Origin of the sequence: Corynebacterium sp. LK2590 (assembly GCF_040946105.1) — a bacterium.
Taxonomy (GTDB): Bacteria; Actinomycetota; Actinomycetes; order Mycobacteriales; family Mycobacteriaceae; genus Corynebacterium.
Map to the genome: position 1 here is coordinate 148,972 of NZ_JAYWMH010000003.1, position 15,754 is coordinate 164,725.

The window sequence follows — 15,754 nt, forward strand, 5'->3', positions numbered from 1 at the left end:
CGCTAAGCTGGTGGGCGTGACTAAAGAATCTTTTAACCCCACCATCACCGCCGCGCCGCTCGCGGCGCTGGCCCCGCTAGACGTCCACGCGCTCTACAAGCTGCGCGTGGACGTCTTCGTGCGTGAGCAGGCCACCCCTTACGCCGAAATCGATGACACGGACGCCCAGCCGTCCACCATCCACCTTTTGGCCTGGGACAGTCCTGCAGCCGAACAAGAACGAGCGCAAGCACAAGAACAGACCCAGGATCCCACCTCCCGGCTCCTGGGCACGGCCCGCCTGTTCCCGGCGACCATCCCGGACCCGGACGCCGCAAAGCAAGGCGAGCCCGCCGACGCCCCGACCATCGAGGTCGTCCAGTTCGGCCGCTTCGCCCTGGATCCCGCCGCCCGGGGCACGGGGCTGGGCCGGCAGCTTATCGATGCCGCCTTGCAGTTCGCCGCCACCGCCCGTCCGGGCACGCCGGTCTACCTGGAGGCGCAATCGCCGCTGACCGGCTACTACGGCCGCTTCGGCTTTAGCGTGTGCGGCGAGCCCTTCGACGAGGACGGCACCCCGCACACGCCGATGATTAAGCGCGCCACGGCGAAGTAGCTAGGAGGCAGGCTCCTACTTCCGGCCCCACAGGGTGGTGTTTTCGACCGCGGCTTCCTCCTCGTCATCGTCGATGCCGCCGGTCAGCTCGGGGTTGACTCGCACGAGCGGCTCGTCGAGCAGCACCACCTTGTGCAGCTGCGGGATATCCGGGGTCTGGGAGTCCTCGACGACCTCGGCCGCGGTCGGGGTGCCGCGCACCTCGATGCGCGCGGCCGCCACGTTGGCCCTATCGCGGGCCTCCTCGATGTCCTCGCCCGTGGAGACCACCAGGCCCATGCGCCGGCCCTTGTAGGCGCCCGGCTTGCCAAACAGCGTCACGTCGGTCTCCGCGACCGCCATCGCCTGGCCCACGCCCTGGTAGGCCACGTCCTCGATGTCGTCGTCCGCGTGCAGCATATAGGACGCACCGGGGGTTACCAGGGTGACGTCGATCGGGTAGCCCAGAATGGCCCGGGCTTGCAGCTCGAACTCGGAGAAGCGCTGGGTGTAGCCGGTCAGCATGGCGGTATCCGACGGCCGCGGGGAGACGGAGGAGAAATACACGTCGTCGCCGGCGACGAAGAGCTCCACCCCGTAGACGCCGCGCCCGCCCAGCTCGTTGGAGATTCGCGCGGCCACCGAGCGGGCGTTTTCCAGCGCGCGCTGGCTCATGGGCATCGGCTGCCACGACTCCACCAAGTCGCCGTGCTCGTGGCGGTGCCCGATGGGCTCGCTAAACCACGTGGCCATCTCCTTGGTGGACGGGTCGATGGAGCGCACCGCCAGCAGCGTGACCTCGTAGTCGAAGTCCACGAAGCGCTCGGCCACCACGCAGTCCGAGTCTGAGGACACACGGCGGACCTTCTGCCAGGCGCTGGCGATTTCCTCCGGCTCGCGGACCAGCATGTGCCCCTTGCCGGAGGTCGACACGTCCGGCTTGATGATGCAGGGAAAGCCCAGCTCCTCGACCGCGGCGACGAGCTGCTCCTCCGAATTCGCAAAGCGGTAGGCCGTCGTGGGCAGGCCCAGCGACTCCGCCGCGCTGCGGATCGATTCCCGGTCCCGGGTGAGCTCACAAGCGCGTGCGGTGGGCACTACCACGGCATCCGTTTCCGCCTCCAGGCGCGACAGGGCATCCACGGCCACCATCTCCACCTCAGGCACGACGAAGTCCGGCTGGACCTGGGAGGCAATCTCCCAGACCGCCTGCGGGTCGGAAATCTGCGCCACGTGCGCCACGTGGGCGATGTGCAGCGCCGGCGCCCCCGGGTAGGAGTCCACCGCGTGCACCTCCAGCCCCAGGCGCTGGAACGCAGCCGTCAGCTCCTTGCCGAGCTCACCACCGCCGAGCAGCAGCACCTTGGTGGCGTTGGATGTCAGCGGCGTTCCGATATGTTGTGCAAAGTCCATAGATTGTTCCTCCAGAAGCTGTGAGACACCACAGCAAACTCTGCGACCATTATCGCATAGCGCCAGCTATCTGCCGCATTGGAACAGGCCATAACATTGCGCAGGTACCGGTCCCGCAACGCACAAACTCCCGCCCAGCTGCCATCACAGCATTCGACGGGAGTGTGTGTTCTATTGGTTTTCTGCCTGCTTAGGCGTCCTCGAGGACGTCGTGGCGCACGATGGTCTGGTCGCGGCCGGGGCCGACGCCAATGTAGGAGATGCGGGTGCCGGACAGCTCCTCGAGGCGCAGGACGTAGTCCTGGGCCTTCTGCGGCAGTTCCTCGAAGGTCTGGCAGCGGGTGATGTCCTCGTCCCAGGCCGGCATGGTCTCAAAGATGGGCTCGGCGTGGTGGAAGTCGGACTGGGTCATGGGCATCTCGTCGAAGCGCTTGCCGTCCACGTCGTAGGCCACGCAGATGGGGATCTCCCCGATTCCGGTGAGAACGTCCAGCTTGGTCAGGAAGTAGTCGGTGAAGCCGTTGACGCGGGTGGCGTACCGGGCGATGACGGAGTCGTACCAACCGCAGCGGCGCTTGCGGCCGGTGTTGACGCCGATCTCCCCGCCGGTGGTCTGCAGGTACTCGCCCCACTTGTCGAAGAGCTCCGTGGGGAACGGGCCCGCGCCCACGCGGGTGGTGTACGCCTTGATGATGCCCAGGGAGGTGGTGATCTGCGTCGGGCCCACGCCCGAGCCCACCGAGGCGCCGCCGGCGGACGGGTTGGAGGAGGTCACGAACGGGTAGGTGCCGTGGTCCACGTCCAACATGGTGGCCTGACCGCCCTCCATGAGGACGTGCTTGCCGTTGGACAGGGCATCGTTGAGCTCGAGCTCGGCCTCGATGACCATCGGGCGCAGGCGCTCCCGGTAGCTCAGGAAGTACTCCACGACCTGCTCCGGGTCGATGGCCTTGCGGTTGTACATCTTGACCAGCATCTGGTTCTTGATGTCCAGCGCGGAGGTAACCTTCTGGCGCAAGATGGACTCGTCGAAGATGTCTTGGACGCGGATGCCGATGCGCGCGACCTTGTCCGCGTAGGCCGGGCCGATGCCGCGGCCGGTGGTGCCGATGGCGCGCTTGCCCAGGAAGCGCTCCTGCACGCGGTCGAGCGTCTGGTGGTACGGCGCCACCAGGTGCGCATTGGCGGAAATCTTCAGGCGGGAGGCCTTCGCGCCGCGGGCTTCCAGCCCGTCGATCTCGTCGAAGAGGGCCTCCAGGTTAATCACGACGCCGTTGCCCAGGATCGGGGTGGCGTTTTCCGACAGGATGCCGGCGGGCAGGAGCTTGAGCTCGTACTTCTCGCCGCCGACCACGACGGTGTGGCCGGCGTTGTTGCCGCCGTTCGGCTTGACAACGTAGTCGACCTTGCCGCCGAGGATATCCGTCGCCTTGCCCTTGCCTTCGTCGCCCCACTGGGCGCCAACAATGACGATTGCTGCCATGGTTGCTAGTTCACTTCCCCATTTAAATTGGAGTCAAATACGCACTAACTCTACCTGGTTAGCCATCCGCGTGGGCTCTCCTACCCCGGCGAAGTAGCATAGAAAACATGCGTGTGATGATCTTACGCTGCGGTGCGCCGCAGTTTGCCCTGTCCTCCGCTCCGGACTCCAACTGGGAAATCCTGGACTGCGAGGCCGTACCCACGCGCAAAGAGCTCAAGGCGCTAGACGCCGCCGCCCGCGAGATCCTGCCCGAAGACCCCACGCCGTCGCTCGATGAAATCGCCGCCCAACCCGACGTGGCGCACCTAGGCGCGCCAGCGCCCGCGCCCCAGCCGGTACCCGAAGCGCTGCGCGTGATCGTCATCGGCACGGACGCCGCCCTGTCCGCGGTGATTACCCGGCTCATGCGCGCCGACACAATGTGGGTCGAGGTCGCCTACGTGCCGGTGGAAGACACTTCCGCCGCCGCCCAGAACTGGGGCCTGCCCCAGAATACGAACGATGCCTTCCGCCTGGCGCTGGAAGGTGTAGTCGCGCCGGTACCCACCATCCGCAACGACGCCGGCCAGGCCGTGGCGGGCTCGGCCACCATCAGCCAGTGGAACCCCGGGGCCATGACCGGGGAGATCATCGTCGACGACCACGTGCTCGTCCGCCAAGACGGCGAGGCCCTACGCGGGCCCCAGGCGGGCGTCTACGGCGCCAAACTGGTGCCCATGGTGGACGCCCCCGGCATCGTCGCCGCGGCGGCGCCAGTGGCCCGCCAGGGGGTGCTAGGGCGCCTGCGCCGGAAGCCGGCCGCGCCGCAGCCCGGCCCGGTCGATCCGTCCACCGTGGCCACCGGGCGCGCGGTCCAGGCCGGCGGGCCGGAGCTGCGCGTGACCGTGGACGGGGTCTCCCGGCCCCGCCCGGTCGACCGCGTGACCTTCTACCGGCACCTGCGCGACCTGCAGGTGGTGCGGGTGGCGCGCCCCTAGCGTTTAAAGGTCGTGCTCGTCCTCGTCGTAGATCTCCGGCGGGTAGGCCGGGGTCTGCGAGGTCGGGATGAGCACCGCCACGGCGGACTCGCGGGACATACCGCAGATCATTAGCAGATCCACCACGATGGAGCGCGTCTGCGCCAGGATGGCGTAGGCCGACAGCTGGCTGCGGCCCTCCACGATGTCCATGCTGGCCCTAGCGCCCGCCCGGCGCAGCCGCTGGACCAGGTGGGGCAGCTCCTGGGCCTCGTTGAGGCCGCGCCGGCTGCCGTAGATTTCGGCCAGCTCCTCCATCACCGAGCACAGCTCCTCGATGAGCTCAATCTGGACCGGGGAGACCTTGTCCCCGTCCTCGGTGATCACCAGCGCGCGGCGGGAGAGCACGCGCACCCCGCGCACACCGTTGTCCACGGGCACGAGGATGCGTTCCAGCGAGCGGATATTGCGCCTAGAACCCCACATGATGGGCGAGACCTCGGAGGCCTCCCGGCCCTGCTTGGCGGCATCGGCCAGCTTCTCGATATTGGTCTGCGTGCCGAAGACGGCCTGGCGGGCCTCCTCGATGATCTCGACGTCCTGCTTCTCCAACCCGCGGGAGACGTCGTAGAGCACGCTGGCGGCGATGCTGAGCACCTTGGAGACCTCCCGGCGCGCCTGGGCCAGCGGCGAGTTCGGGATCAGCGCGATGGTGACCACGCCGATGACGGACCCGATGAGGGCATCGATAGCGCGGTTGAGGCCCCCGGCTCCCTCGGTGGGCGGGAAGATAGTGGCGATCAGGATGGAGCCAAAGACGATCTGGTTGGTCAGCAGCGGCGACTTGGTCATAAACGAGCCGAGCAGCAGCGTCGCGCCCACGATGACGGTGATCTGGAACGGGCCCTGGCCGACGAATTGGAAGAGGATATCGCCGACCGCCACGCCGGTGATGCCGCCGATGGCCATCTCCACCGCGCGCTTCATCCGGTCGCCGCCGGACAGGCCCAAGATGATCACCGTGGAGATCGGCGCGAAGAAGGGCTGCGCGTGGCCCGCGATGTCGTTGGCCACCCAGTAGGACAGCCCCGCGCCGACGGTGGCCTGCAGGATAAACACGAAGCGCGAGCGCACGCGGTTCAACCGGGCCATCAATGACCGGTCGATACTGCGCAGGCGCTCGCGCGTGGTGAGTCGTTTACGTTCTTCGGCCATGGGCGCCATTCTAGGACACTTTTATAGCGCCGCGGACCGAAAAGACTGCTTTAGCGGGAAACCGTCTTCCCCACCGAGTGCAGGTCCTGGCAGGCCTCGATGACGCGCTCGGACATGCCCTGCTCGGCCTTCTTCAGGTAGGAGCGCGGGTCGTAGACCTTCTTGTTGCCCACCTCGCCGTCGATCTTGAACACGCCGTCGTAGTTGGCAAACATGTGGCGCGCGACCGGGTTGGTAAACGCGTACTGGGTGTCGGTGTCCACGTTCATCTTGATGACGCCGTAGCGCAGGGCCTCCTCGATCTTTTCCTTCTCAGAGCCGGAGCCGCCGTGGAAGACGAAGTCGAAGGGCTGGGCGCCCTCGTCTAGGCCGAGCTTCTTCTGCGCGGTCTGCTGGCCCTCCAGCAGGACCTCCGGGCGCAGCTTCACGTTGCCCGGCTTGTAGACGCCGTGGACGTTGCCGAAGGTGGCGGCCAGCAGGTAGCGGCCGTTCTCGCCGGTGCCCAGGGCGTCGATGGTCTTCTCGAAGTCCTCGACGGTGGTGTAGAGGTTGTCGCCAGCCTTGGCTTCCACGCCGTCTTCCTCGCCGCCGACGACGCCGATCTCAGCCTCCAGGATGATGTGGGCCTTACGGGCCTTTTCCAGCAGCTCCTGGGCGATCTCCAGGTTCTCATCGATCGGGATGGCGGAGCCGTCCCACATGTGGGACTGGAACAGCGGCAGCTCGCCGCGGTCGACGCGTTCCTGGGAGATGGCGATCAGCGGGCGGACGTAGTCGTCCAGCACTTCCTTCTGGCAGTGGTCGGTGTGCAGCGCGACGTTGATGCCGTAGTGCTTGGCGGCCTCGTGCGCGAAGGCGGCCAGCGCCTGGGCGCCCGCTACCTTGTTCTTGACTGCCAGGCCGGAACCGAACTCCGCACCGCCGGTGGAGAACTGGATAATGCCGTCGGACTCGGCCTCCGCGAAGCCCTTGAGCGCAGCGTTGATGGTCTCCGAGGAGGTGCAGTTGATGGCCGGGAAGGCAAAGCCAGACTGCTTCGCCTCGTCCAGCATGGCGTTGTAGACCTCTGGGGTAGCAATAGGCATAGAAGTGAATCTTCCTTACTTGGTTCGCGTTTGACTTACTGCACTACCAAGTATGCCTGTGATTTGGCTTGCGCGCCGCAGGTCTTGGTTAAGGAAAGGTGTGAGTTTGTACCTAGCCGGTGTCTGGTCCCGGCTAGTGGGGCTAGCCCCGGCCTTCTGCGCGGTCGCGGGCGACGCGGGCGGCGGCCTCCATCAGCATCCAGCCGGACAGCTGCACCGACAGGTCGCGCTCCGCGATGCGGATGACGCCGACCTTCTCGCCCAGCGTGGTCGGGCCCAGGCCGAAGTTGTGGGGCAGGCGCGCGTCCGCGGTCCAGTCCGTGCCGAAGATGGGCAGACCGTCGACCTCCAGGCGGTGCTCCCAGACCGAGGCGGCCGAGGACATCACCAGGCGGGCGGCCAGCTTCTTCGCCGCGCGGTTGGCGGGCGAATCCCCCGGCAGGCGCACGGCCGCGTCCGCCAGGTAGCGCACCAGGATGCCCTTGAACAGGCCGCCGTCGCCGTCGCCGGTGTCCCAGTCGATGACCCCGGCGGGGGTGGCCATATACGAGGCGATGGCCTGGATGAGCCCGCGGATGCGGGTCAGGTACTTCACGGTGTCCTCGGCGCGCTCGGCCTCCTGGACCGAGTCCAGGTGCTCCAGTGAGGAAAAGCCGGCGCGCTTGCGCAGGGCCAGCGCGATTTCCACGCAGGCGCCCAAGACCACGCCCTGGCAGTAGGGGTGCAGGTTGCGCACCCACTCCGGGCCGTCCATGCGCATGCGGATGCCGTCCATGATAAGCCCCTGGTCATCGACCAGGTTTTCGTAGAGCCACTCGACGATCTTCTCGGCCTCCGCCAGGTGCCCCGTGCGCGCCAGCAGGATCGCCGCCGGCCCGTTGGAGGGCACGTTGAAGAAGTTCTCGCCCTCCCGCCACGGCAGCACGCCCAGGTGCTCGTCGCGGCCGGCGCGGATGTTGTCCTGCAGCTCCGCGAGCTTCGAGTAGGGCTTGACCTTGCTCAGCTGCCCGGCGCGCTGCAGGGCGAGCGCCAGCCAGGCCTTGTCGTCGAAGTAGCGGTTGTTCTTCAGCGGGCTGAGGTTGCGCACTCGGATGCCGCGCACGGTTTCGGTGATCCGCTTGCGCCGCATCTTGGTGTTGTGGCGCTGGGCGGCATCCACCAGGCAGTCCAGGTAATGCGCCTGCCACCAGTAGTGCCAATGGAGGAAGATCTTTTCCTTGCCGGTGAGCGGCCAGCGCACGATTGCCAAGTTGGTCTTTGGCAGTCCCCACACGCGTGCTGCGTGGCGGTCATTGATGGCGGTTTCTGCCAGATCCGCGCGGTGTGCCCACTTTTCGTCCACTCAGGTGCCCTAATTTCAGTCGATCTATTACTCACAGGAAGTCTAGCGCGCTCCCAGCTCACACGTGCAATTTTGCGCAACTGGCTGGCGCCCCCGCCTACCAGCTGTGGGACAGATCCGCGTGCTGGCGGATCCAGGCATGCATGGCGATGCCGGCCGCCACGCCCGCGTTGATAGACCGGGTGGAACCGAACTGGGCGATGGAACAGGTCATCACCGCCCCGTCCTGGGCGGACTGGCTCACGCCGGGGCCTTCCTGCCCGAACAGGAGCAGGCATTTCTCCGGCAGCTCGGCGGTCTCCAGCGGCACGCAGCCCGGGGTGTTGTCGATGGCCACGACCGTCAGCCCCTCCTGCCCCGCCCACTCCAGCAGCTCTTCTACCGTGTCGTGGTGGGCCAGGTGCTGGTAGCGGTCCGTGACCATGGCGCCGCGGCGGTTCCAGCGGCGGCGGCCGACGATGTGGACCGTGTCCACCGCAAAGGCGTTGGCCGTGCGCACCACGGTGCCGATATTCGAGTCGTTCTCGAAGTTCTCAATGGCAATGTGCAGGCTGTGGCGCCGGCTATCGATGTCGGCGACGATCGCCTCGCGCCGCCAGTAGCGGTAGGCGTCCACCACGTTGCGGCGGTCGCCCTCGGCCAGCAGCTCCGGGTCGTAGCGCTCGGCCTCCAGGCCGGTGGGCCACGGCCCCTCCCACGGGCCGACCCCGTGCCGGCCCTCGTTCCATTCGGTGGGGCCGGGCTGTTGGTCGGCTTCGCTGCCGCGGGCGTCCGGCTTAAGCAAGGTCGAGGTCCTCCAGGCCCAGCAGGAAGCGGTATTCCAGTCCCTCGGCCGCGATGGCTTTGTCCGCGCCGGTGGCGCGATCCACGACGGTGGCGATGCCGACGACCTCGGCGCCGGCCTCGCGCAGGGCGGCCACCGCGGTCAGCGGGGAGTTGCCCGTGGTGGTGGTGTCCTCGACCACCAGGACCTTCTTGCCCTGAACGTCAGCGCCCTCGATGCGGCGCTGCATGCCGTGCTTCTTGGCCTCCTTGCGCACCACGAAGGCGTCGATCGGGCGGCCGTCCGCGTGCATGATGGAGGTGGCCACCGGGTCCGCGCCCAGGGTCAGGCCGCCGACCGCGGCGAAGTCCCAGTCCGCGGTCAACTCGCGCAGCAGCGCGCCGATCAGCCGGGAGGCCTCGTGCTGCAGGGTCGCCCGGCGCAGGTCGACGTAGTAGTCCGCTTCCTTACCCGAGGACAGAGTCACCTTGCCGTGCACCACGGCCAGCTTTTTGACCAGCTCGGCTAGTTGGCTCTTTTTCTGCTCGTCCAGCTTCATGAGGTTTAAAAACTCCTTTGCTTAGCCCGCGCGGGACGAAGTCTGCGTCCGCTACTCGCGCAACTGCGTTTTTGTTGTTTTCTCGCTGTTTTCTAGCTTAAGACACCCCGTGGGTGAAAACCACGCCCAGGGCGCCTTAGGCGTCGCGGTTGTCGTCGCCTTCTTGGTGGTCGTTGTGGTCGCTGGGCTCGGCGGGGTCGCGGACGGGGTGCTCCGGGATATCCCCGATGGGGCCCAGCTCGGCTTCGATCTCGTCGAAGATCGAGGAACCTCGGCCCAGGTCGCGCGGCAGGCGGGCGACGGATTCGTCCGCGTGCGGGCGCTCCTGCCCGTCGGCGATGGCGTCCACCTCGTCCGCGCCCAGCGCGCGGTGCTCCATGGAGCCGTGGGCGGCGCCGGCCCGGCGGCTGGGCAGCACCATCGGTTCCTCCGGGCGCTGGACCGGCGGGCGCGCCATGTCCTCGGCGGGGTTGGGCACCGCGGTCGGGCCCGTCGGCGCGACCGGCTGCGGCGGCGGCACCACGCGCGTGGGATCCCCCTGTTCCGGGTGGTAGACCAGCCCGGCGGCCGGGCGCGGCGGCAGCACGCGGGCGACGTCCGCCAGCACCGCCATCGGGGCGAGCATCTCATCCCACTCGGCGCTGCGGGCGGTCTTGTCGGTCTGCGCGAGTACCCATTCGTTTTCCATCCACACCGCGGTCACTGCCTCCGGCAGGTATTCCAGCCCGGTGGCCAAGCGGTCGTCGCTCATGCGCTCGACCACGCCCGGCTCCGTGGCGTAGACGCTAAAGCCGGCGATCTCGTTCGCGGCGACCAGGTCCTCCGAGGCCTCTTCCACCAGCGGCAGGCCCGTGCGGCGGAAATCCACCACCACGTCGGAGCTCGCGCCGGTGCGCAGCGCCATCACGTTGACCCCGCCCAGGTCGAGCAGGAAAAGCTCGTGGCCGAAGACCGTGCCGTGGGCGATGTCCCGCGGGCGCGCGCCCCCGGCCGCCGCGCCCCGCGTCCACTCGTCCGCCAGGTAGGAATCCTCCTTGGCGAAGTCGAAGCCGTGCTGGTTTGCCCAGGCCTTGCGCTCCCGGCGCAGCGCGCCCGGCAGCATCGGGCGCCCGATCTTCTTCTTCGGCACCGCCTTCGGGGCCGGCTCCGGCTCCTCCGCGCTGGCGGCTTCCGGGGCCTCCGGGGCCTCGGCTGCTTCTTCCGGTTCCGCGGCTTCCTCGTCCCAGCCGTCGTCGGCAGCGTCGACGCCTTCCGGCTCGGGGCTATCGACCTCGGCGGTCTCGGGGTCGTCGTCCTCTTCGTAGACGATGTCCGGCGCCGGCGAGGGATCCGGCTCCGGCACCTCGGACGGGGCCTCGGCCTTGCCCCAGGTCTCGGGCTCGGTCTCGGGTTCGGTATCGGCCGAGGGGGCATCGGCAGCGTCAAGGCTGTCGGCACGGCTGTCATCGCGCTCGGCCAGCGAGCGCTGCTGCGCGGCTTCCTGGGTCTGGGCGGCGCGCCACAGGAAGACTGCGCCCGCAACAGCCAGCAGGGCCAGGATCAAAAGCAAAATAGGTGTCATTAGCGCCTTAGTTTACTGCCTCCCGCGGCGGCGCGCGGGCGGTGGGGCCGAAGGGTTTTAGGCGCCGAGGGACTCGCGGTCGCCGCGCTCGACCGGGTTGGTCGCATCCGCCGACCACTGCGACCAACCGCCGACGTAGTGGCGCGCGCCGGTCAGGCCCACCCAGTCCATGGTGGCCAGGGCCAGGCCGGAGTGGTTTCCGGAACCGGAGTAGACGATGGCGTCCTTGACGTTGTCCTCGTTGATGCCGGCGTTGTGGAAGACCTCGCGGATCTCCTCCTGGGTCTTCCAGGTGCGGTCCGCGTGGTGCAGGTAGCGCTCCGGCACGTTGACCGCGCCCGGGATGTGCCCGGCTTTGAGGTCGAGGTTCTCGCGACGGCCGGCAAAGCGGTTGGGCTCGCGGGTATCAATCAGGATGCCGTCGTGCTCCTTGACCTCGTCGATGGTGGCGACCATGTCCGGGTTGGGGTCCACGGTGGCGTTGGTCTCCACGGAGATATTGCCCGGGCCGGTCAGGGTGGGCAGCTGCTCCCGGCGCCAGTGGGCCAGGCCGCCGTCGAGGACGCGCACGTCCTCGATGCCCGCCCAGCGCAAGATCCACCACGCGCGGCCGGAGAAGAGCCCGCGGCCCTCGTCGTAGACGACGACCGGGCGGTCCTTGCGCAGGCCCCAGGTCACGAACCATTCCTGCAGCTTGTCCGGATCCGGCAGCGGGTTGCGGCCGTTGCGGGAGCCCGGCAGGCCCGCCATGGCGGCGGAGACGTCGCAGAGCTGGGCGGTCGGGATGTGGAGTGCGTGGAACTGGTTCCGGGCGCTGTTTTCACCCGAGCCCCACAGGCAGGCCAGAACGGTGAGGCGATCGCCGGCGTAGATGGCATCGAAAAGCTCGCGGGGGGAGACCAAAATACTCATGTTTCCCACTCTAGAGCCAAAGCGGCCGCGCCGCCCGCCGTGGCGGCATGACCTGGACGCGCGCAGGCAAAAGGCCCCGGCCACCCCGTCACGATTGGCGGGAAAGCCGGGGCCTAGCCGCGGGCCTTTAGTCCTCCGACTGCTCGGTGGACTGCATGTCCAGGGACTCGCCGTCCGCGGCCACGGTGACCCGCACGATGTCACCGTCGCGGATCTCGCCGGCCAACAGCTTGCGGGCCAGCTTGTCGCCGATGGCCTGCTGGGTGAGCCGGCGCAGCGGGCGGGCGCCGTAGTCCGGGTCGTAGCCGCGCTCGCCCAGCCAGGTCTTGGCCTCGTCCGCCACGTCCAGCGTCAGGCGCTTGGCGGCCAGGCGCTCGGCCAGGTTAGCCAGCTGGATGTCCACGATGCCGCGCAGCAACTCCGTCGACAAGCTCTCGAACATCACCACGTCGTCCAGGCGGTTGATGAATTCCGGCTTGAAGGCCTTCTTCACCGCCGCCATGGTCTCCTCCTTCGTGCCGCCGGCACCCAGGTTGGAGGTCAGGATGATGACCGTGTTGCGGAAGTCCACCGTGCGGCCCTGGCCGTCGGTCAGGCGACCTTCGTCCAGCACCTGCAGCAGGACGTCGAAGACGTCCGGGTGGGCCTTTTCCACCTCGTCGAAGAGCACCAGCGTGTACGGGCGGCGGCGGACCGCCTCCGTGAGCTGGCCGCCGGCCTCGTGGCCGACGTATCCCGGAGGGGCACCAACCAGGCGGGAGACGGAGTGCTTCTCCCCGTACTCCGACATGTCGATGCGCACCATCGCCGAGGCATCATCGAACAGGAAGTCCGCCAGGGCCTTGGCCAGCTCGGTCTTACCGACGCCGGTCGGGCCCAGGAAGAGGAAGGAGCCGGTCGGACGGTTCGGGTCCGCGACCCCGGCGCGCGAGCGGCGCACCGCGTCCGAGACGGCCTTGACGGCCTCGGACTGGCCAACCACGCGGCGGCCCAGGATCTCTTCCATGTTCAGCAGCTTCTCGGTCTCGCCCTCGAGCATCTTCCCGGCCGGGATACCCGTCCACGCGGAGACGACCTCCGCGATGACGTCCGGGCTGACCTCCTCGGTCAGCATGGAGTTGGTCTCCGACTGGGCGTGGGCGCGGGATTCGGCGTCGGCCAGCTGCTTCTCCAGCTCCGGGATGCGCCCGTAGCGCAGCTCCGAGACCAGCTCGTAGTCGCCGTCGCGCTCGGCGATTTCCGCCTTGCGCTTGAGCTCCTCGAGCTCCTCCTTGGCCTCCTGGACCTCGTCGATAGCCTTCTTCTCGTTAGCCCAGCGGGCCTTGAGCTCGCCCAGCTTCTCCCGCTCGTCGGCCAGCTCCTGCTGGAGCTTGGCCAGGCGGTCCCGGCTGGCGGCGTCGGATTCCTTCTTCAGCGCCAGCTCTTCGATCTCCAGCCGGCGGACGACGCGCTCGAGCTCATCAATTTCCTGCGGGGAGGAGTCGATTTCCATCCGCAGGCGGGAGCCGGCCTCATCGACCAGGTCGATGGCCTTGTCCGGCAGGAAGCGGTTGGTGATATAGCGGTTGGATAGCTCCGCCGCCGAGACCAGCGCCGAGTCCTGGATGCGCACGCCGTGGTGCACCTCGTAGCGCTCCTTGAGGCCACGCAGGATGCCGATGGTGTCCTCCACCGAGGGCTCGCCCACGTAGACCTGCTGGAAGCGGCGCTCCAGGGCCGCGTCCTTCTCGATGTACTTGCGGTACTCGTCCAGGGTGGTCGCGCCGACCAGGCGCAGCTCGCCGCGGGCCAGCATGGGCTTAATCATGTTGCCCGCGTCCATCGAGCCCTCGCCCGTCGCGCCGGCGCCGACCAGGGTGTGCAGCTCATCGATGAAGGTGATGATCTGGCCCTCGGAGGCCTTAATCTCATCGAGCACCGCCTTCAGGCGCTCCTCGAACTCGCCGCGGTACTTCGCGCCGGCGACCATCGAGCCAAGGTCCAAGCTAATGAGGGTCTTGCCCTTCAACGACTCCGGCACGTCGCCGGCCACGATGCGGCGGGCCAGGCCCTCCACAATCGAGGTCTTACCGACGCCGGGCTCACCGATGAGCACCGGGTTGTTCTTGGTACGGCGAGACAGGACCTGAACCACGCGGCGGATTTCCTGATCGCGGCCGATAACCGGGTCAATCTTGCCTTCCCGGGCCCGGGCGGTCAGATCCGTGGAGTACTTCTCCAGGGCCTGGAACTGGTCCTCCGGGTTTTCGGTGTTGACCTTGGCGGCCCCGCGCACCGACGGGAACGCGCCCTTAATGGCGTCGTAGGTAGCGCCGCGGCCGGTCAACAGCTCCGCCGCGTCCGTCTTCGAGCCGGCGATGGCTGCCAGCAGCACCTCGGTCGAGACGTAGTCATCCCCTAATTCGCCCGCCAACTCCTGGGCCCGGGTCAGCACGTTGAGCGCGTCCCGGTTGAAGTTCGGGTTGGCCATGTTGGCCCCTTCGGCCTTCGGGTAACCGTCGACCAGCGCGCGGGCCTCCTGCAGTACGGTCTGCGGGTCCACGCCGGTGGCCTTCAGCACCGGGGCAGCGATGCCGTCCTGCTGGTCCAGGATGGCCGCCAGCAGGTGGGCCGGGCGAATATCCGGGTTCCCACCCGCGGAGGCGGTCTGCAGCGCCTGCTGCAGGGCCTCCTGAGTCTTCGTAGTTGGGTTGAATGAGTTCATAATCTGCTTTCTCCTTTAAGTAAATCTCCCTACCTCGGGGAGGTGATCCCACTGTAGAGGCTTCACTAGATGTAACGCAGACAAACTTGAGTATATTCCACTCAACTTTCGAAAATCTTATTTTTCTTGGCCGGGGGCCGCGCTCTGGGCTTCGTGGCTGCCTTCGTGCTCGTCCTCGCGCCAGCCACTGGGCTGCTCCTCGTCGCTGTCGCGGCGCTCGTTCTCACGGTCCGAGAACGTCGCGCGGCGCACCTTGGCCGAGCCGTCGAAGTTGGAACCCAAGGCCCCACCCATGATGCCCAGCGAGGTGGTAAACCACGCGATGTCGACGTAGTCGCGCCAGCCGACGGCCTCGCCGAGCTGCTCGGTCAGGTAGTCCGGCGGGATGACCACCACGGTCAGCGCCGCCATGCCGCAGAAAGTCAGCCCGAACATCATCAGCACGGTCACCAGGACGGTCAGGCCCGTCGAGGCGTTATCCAGCCGCGCGCGCTGCCGGAAGGTCTGGTGGGAGACCCGGTGCCACATGCCGTTGTAGATGACCAGCCAGGTGGACAGCACCAGGATGGCAACCACGCTGACCAGGGCCAGGCGCTGGGGGCTAAGCGCGTGCGCCATCTGCCAGACCGAGCCGTAGAAGATACCGAACCCGCCGGTGGCGACCGTGACCGCCAGGCAGCTGGCCAGGGCCGTCAGCATCCGGCCGGGACGGTTGGTGCGCACCATGCCGGCGACGAAGCGGGCGCGCTGGCCGGTGACGAAGGTAGCATCGGCATGCTCGTCCGCGCCGTCAACGTGCGACGGGGAGCACTCCTCACCTGGGCCCGACCACTGGCCGCTATTGCCGAAGGCCCGGACCCGCTCGGCCAGGTTCTGGCGGCCGAGCCGGAAGCCGAAGGCCGGCAGGCTCACGATGGCGGCATCGCCGGCCTGACCGACCACCTGCGCGGCCACGGGATCGCCGTCGGCGGTCATCGGCATGTCCGTGATGTAGACGAACCGGTCCCAGCCGTAGCGGGTCCGTATCGCCTCAGCCGAGGCCGACAGCGCGATGTTGCCGGAGCCATCCGTGGGCACCGACTCCACCACCACGTCGGCATCGCTTAGTTCTTGATTGACCACTCGGGCGGGCAGGCCGTTATCGACCAGCACTCCCCATTTCGACACACGCGTCACGCACCTTT

The 15,754-nt window shown here is 67.7% G+C and carries 13 protein-coding genes; 2 read left to right on the top strand and 11 right to left on the bottom strand.

Going from position 1 to position 15,754, the window contains the following annotated elements; all coding sequences use genetic code 11:
* The first annotated feature begins 16 nt into the window (after window positions 1-16).
* Window positions 17-595, top strand: a complete 579-nt coding sequence (locus VVR85_RS05425) for a GNAT family N-acetyltransferase (protein ID WP_368519927.1) — start codon at window positions 17-19, stop codon at window positions 593-595.
* Window positions 596-610: 15 nt separating this feature from the next.
* Here the strand turns inward: VVR85_RS05425 and purT are convergent, their stop codons facing one another.
* Both purT and VVR85_RS05435 read right to left on the bottom strand, forming a co-directional pair.
* Complete coding sequence (gene purT / locus VVR85_RS05430) at window positions 611-1,987, bottom strand: formate-dependent phosphoribosylglycinamide formyltransferase (protein ID WP_368519928.1); 1,377 nt, start codon at window positions 1,985-1,987, stop codon at window positions 611-613.
* 190 nt (window positions 1,988-2,177) lie between these two features.
* A complete protein-coding gene (locus VVR85_RS05435) occupies window positions 2,178-3,470 on the bottom strand; it encodes an adenylosuccinate synthase (protein WP_368519929.1) in 1,293 nt (430 codons plus the stop codon).
* A 107-nt stretch (window positions 3,471-3,577) separates the two neighbouring features.
* Between VVR85_RS05435 and VVR85_RS05440 the strand changes: the two genes are divergently transcribed.
* Window positions 3,578-4,450, top strand: coding sequence for a hypothetical protein (locus VVR85_RS05440; protein ID WP_368519930.1), 873 nt, complete (start codon window positions 3,578-3,580; stop codon window positions 4,448-4,450).
* 3 nt (window positions 4,451-4,453) lie between these two features.
* On the opposite strand, the gene VVR85_RS05445 is transcribed toward VVR85_RS05440, so the two are convergent.
* From VVR85_RS05445 to VVR85_RS05485, 9 genes are all read right to left on the bottom strand, one after another.
* The gene (locus tag VVR85_RS05445) at window positions 4,454-5,644 is read right to left on the bottom strand and encodes an aromatic acid exporter family protein (RefSeq protein ID WP_368519931.1); all 1,191 of its coding nucleotides are present in this window, start codon (window positions 5,642-5,644) and stop codon (window positions 4,454-4,456) included.
* Window positions 5,645-5,694: 50 nt separating this feature from the next.
* Window positions 5,695-6,729 carry a class II fructose-bisphosphate aldolase gene (gene fbaA / locus VVR85_RS05450; RefSeq protein ID WP_368519932.1) on the bottom strand — a complete coding sequence of 345 codons (1,035 nt, stop codon included), beginning with the start codon at window positions 6,727-6,729 and terminating at the stop codon, window positions 5,695-5,697.
* Window positions 6,730-6,871: 142 nt separating this feature from the next.
* Complete coding sequence (locus VVR85_RS05455; RefSeq protein WP_368519933.1) at window positions 6,872-8,071, bottom strand: glycoside hydrolase family 76 protein; 1,200 nt, start codon at window positions 8,069-8,071, stop codon at window positions 6,872-6,874.
* A gap of 97 nt (window positions 8,072-8,168) precedes the next feature.
* The gene (locus VVR85_RS05460; RefSeq protein WP_368519934.1) at window positions 8,169-8,855 is read right to left on the bottom strand and encodes a TrmH family RNA methyltransferase; all 687 of its coding nucleotides are present in this window, start codon (window positions 8,853-8,855) and stop codon (window positions 8,169-8,171) included.
* On the bottom strand, window positions 8,848-9,393 hold the full coding sequence (gene pyrE, locus VVR85_RS05465) for an orotate phosphoribosyltransferase (protein ID WP_368519935.1): 546 nt from the start codon (window positions 9,391-9,393) through the stop codon (window positions 8,848-8,850). The genes VVR85_RS05460 and pyrE overlap by 8 nt, the downstream gene beginning before the upstream one ends.
* A 136-nt stretch (window positions 9,394-9,529) precedes the next feature.
* Complete coding sequence (locus VVR85_RS05470) at window positions 9,530-10,954, bottom strand: hypothetical protein (protein WP_368519936.1); 1,425 nt, start codon at window positions 10,952-10,954, stop codon at window positions 9,530-9,532.
* A 57-nt stretch (window positions 10,955-11,011) separates the two neighbouring features.
* Window positions 11,012-11,866, bottom strand: coding sequence for a sulfurtransferase (locus VVR85_RS05475; RefSeq protein WP_368519937.1), 855 nt, complete (start codon window positions 11,864-11,866; stop codon window positions 11,012-11,014).
* A gap of 127 nt (window positions 11,867-11,993) precedes the next feature.
* Window positions 11,994-14,570 carry an ATP-dependent chaperone ClpB gene (gene clpB / locus VVR85_RS05480; RefSeq protein ID WP_368519938.1) on the bottom strand — a complete coding sequence of 859 codons (2,577 nt, stop codon included), beginning with the start codon at window positions 14,568-14,570 and terminating at the stop codon, window positions 11,994-11,996.
* 117 nt (window positions 14,571-14,687) lie between these two features.
* The gene (locus VVR85_RS05485; protein ID WP_368519939.1) at window positions 14,688-15,737 is read right to left on the bottom strand and encodes a hypothetical protein; all 1,050 of its coding nucleotides are present in this window, start codon (window positions 15,735-15,737) and stop codon (window positions 14,688-14,690) included.
* Window positions 15,738-15,754: the final 17 nt, after the last annotated feature.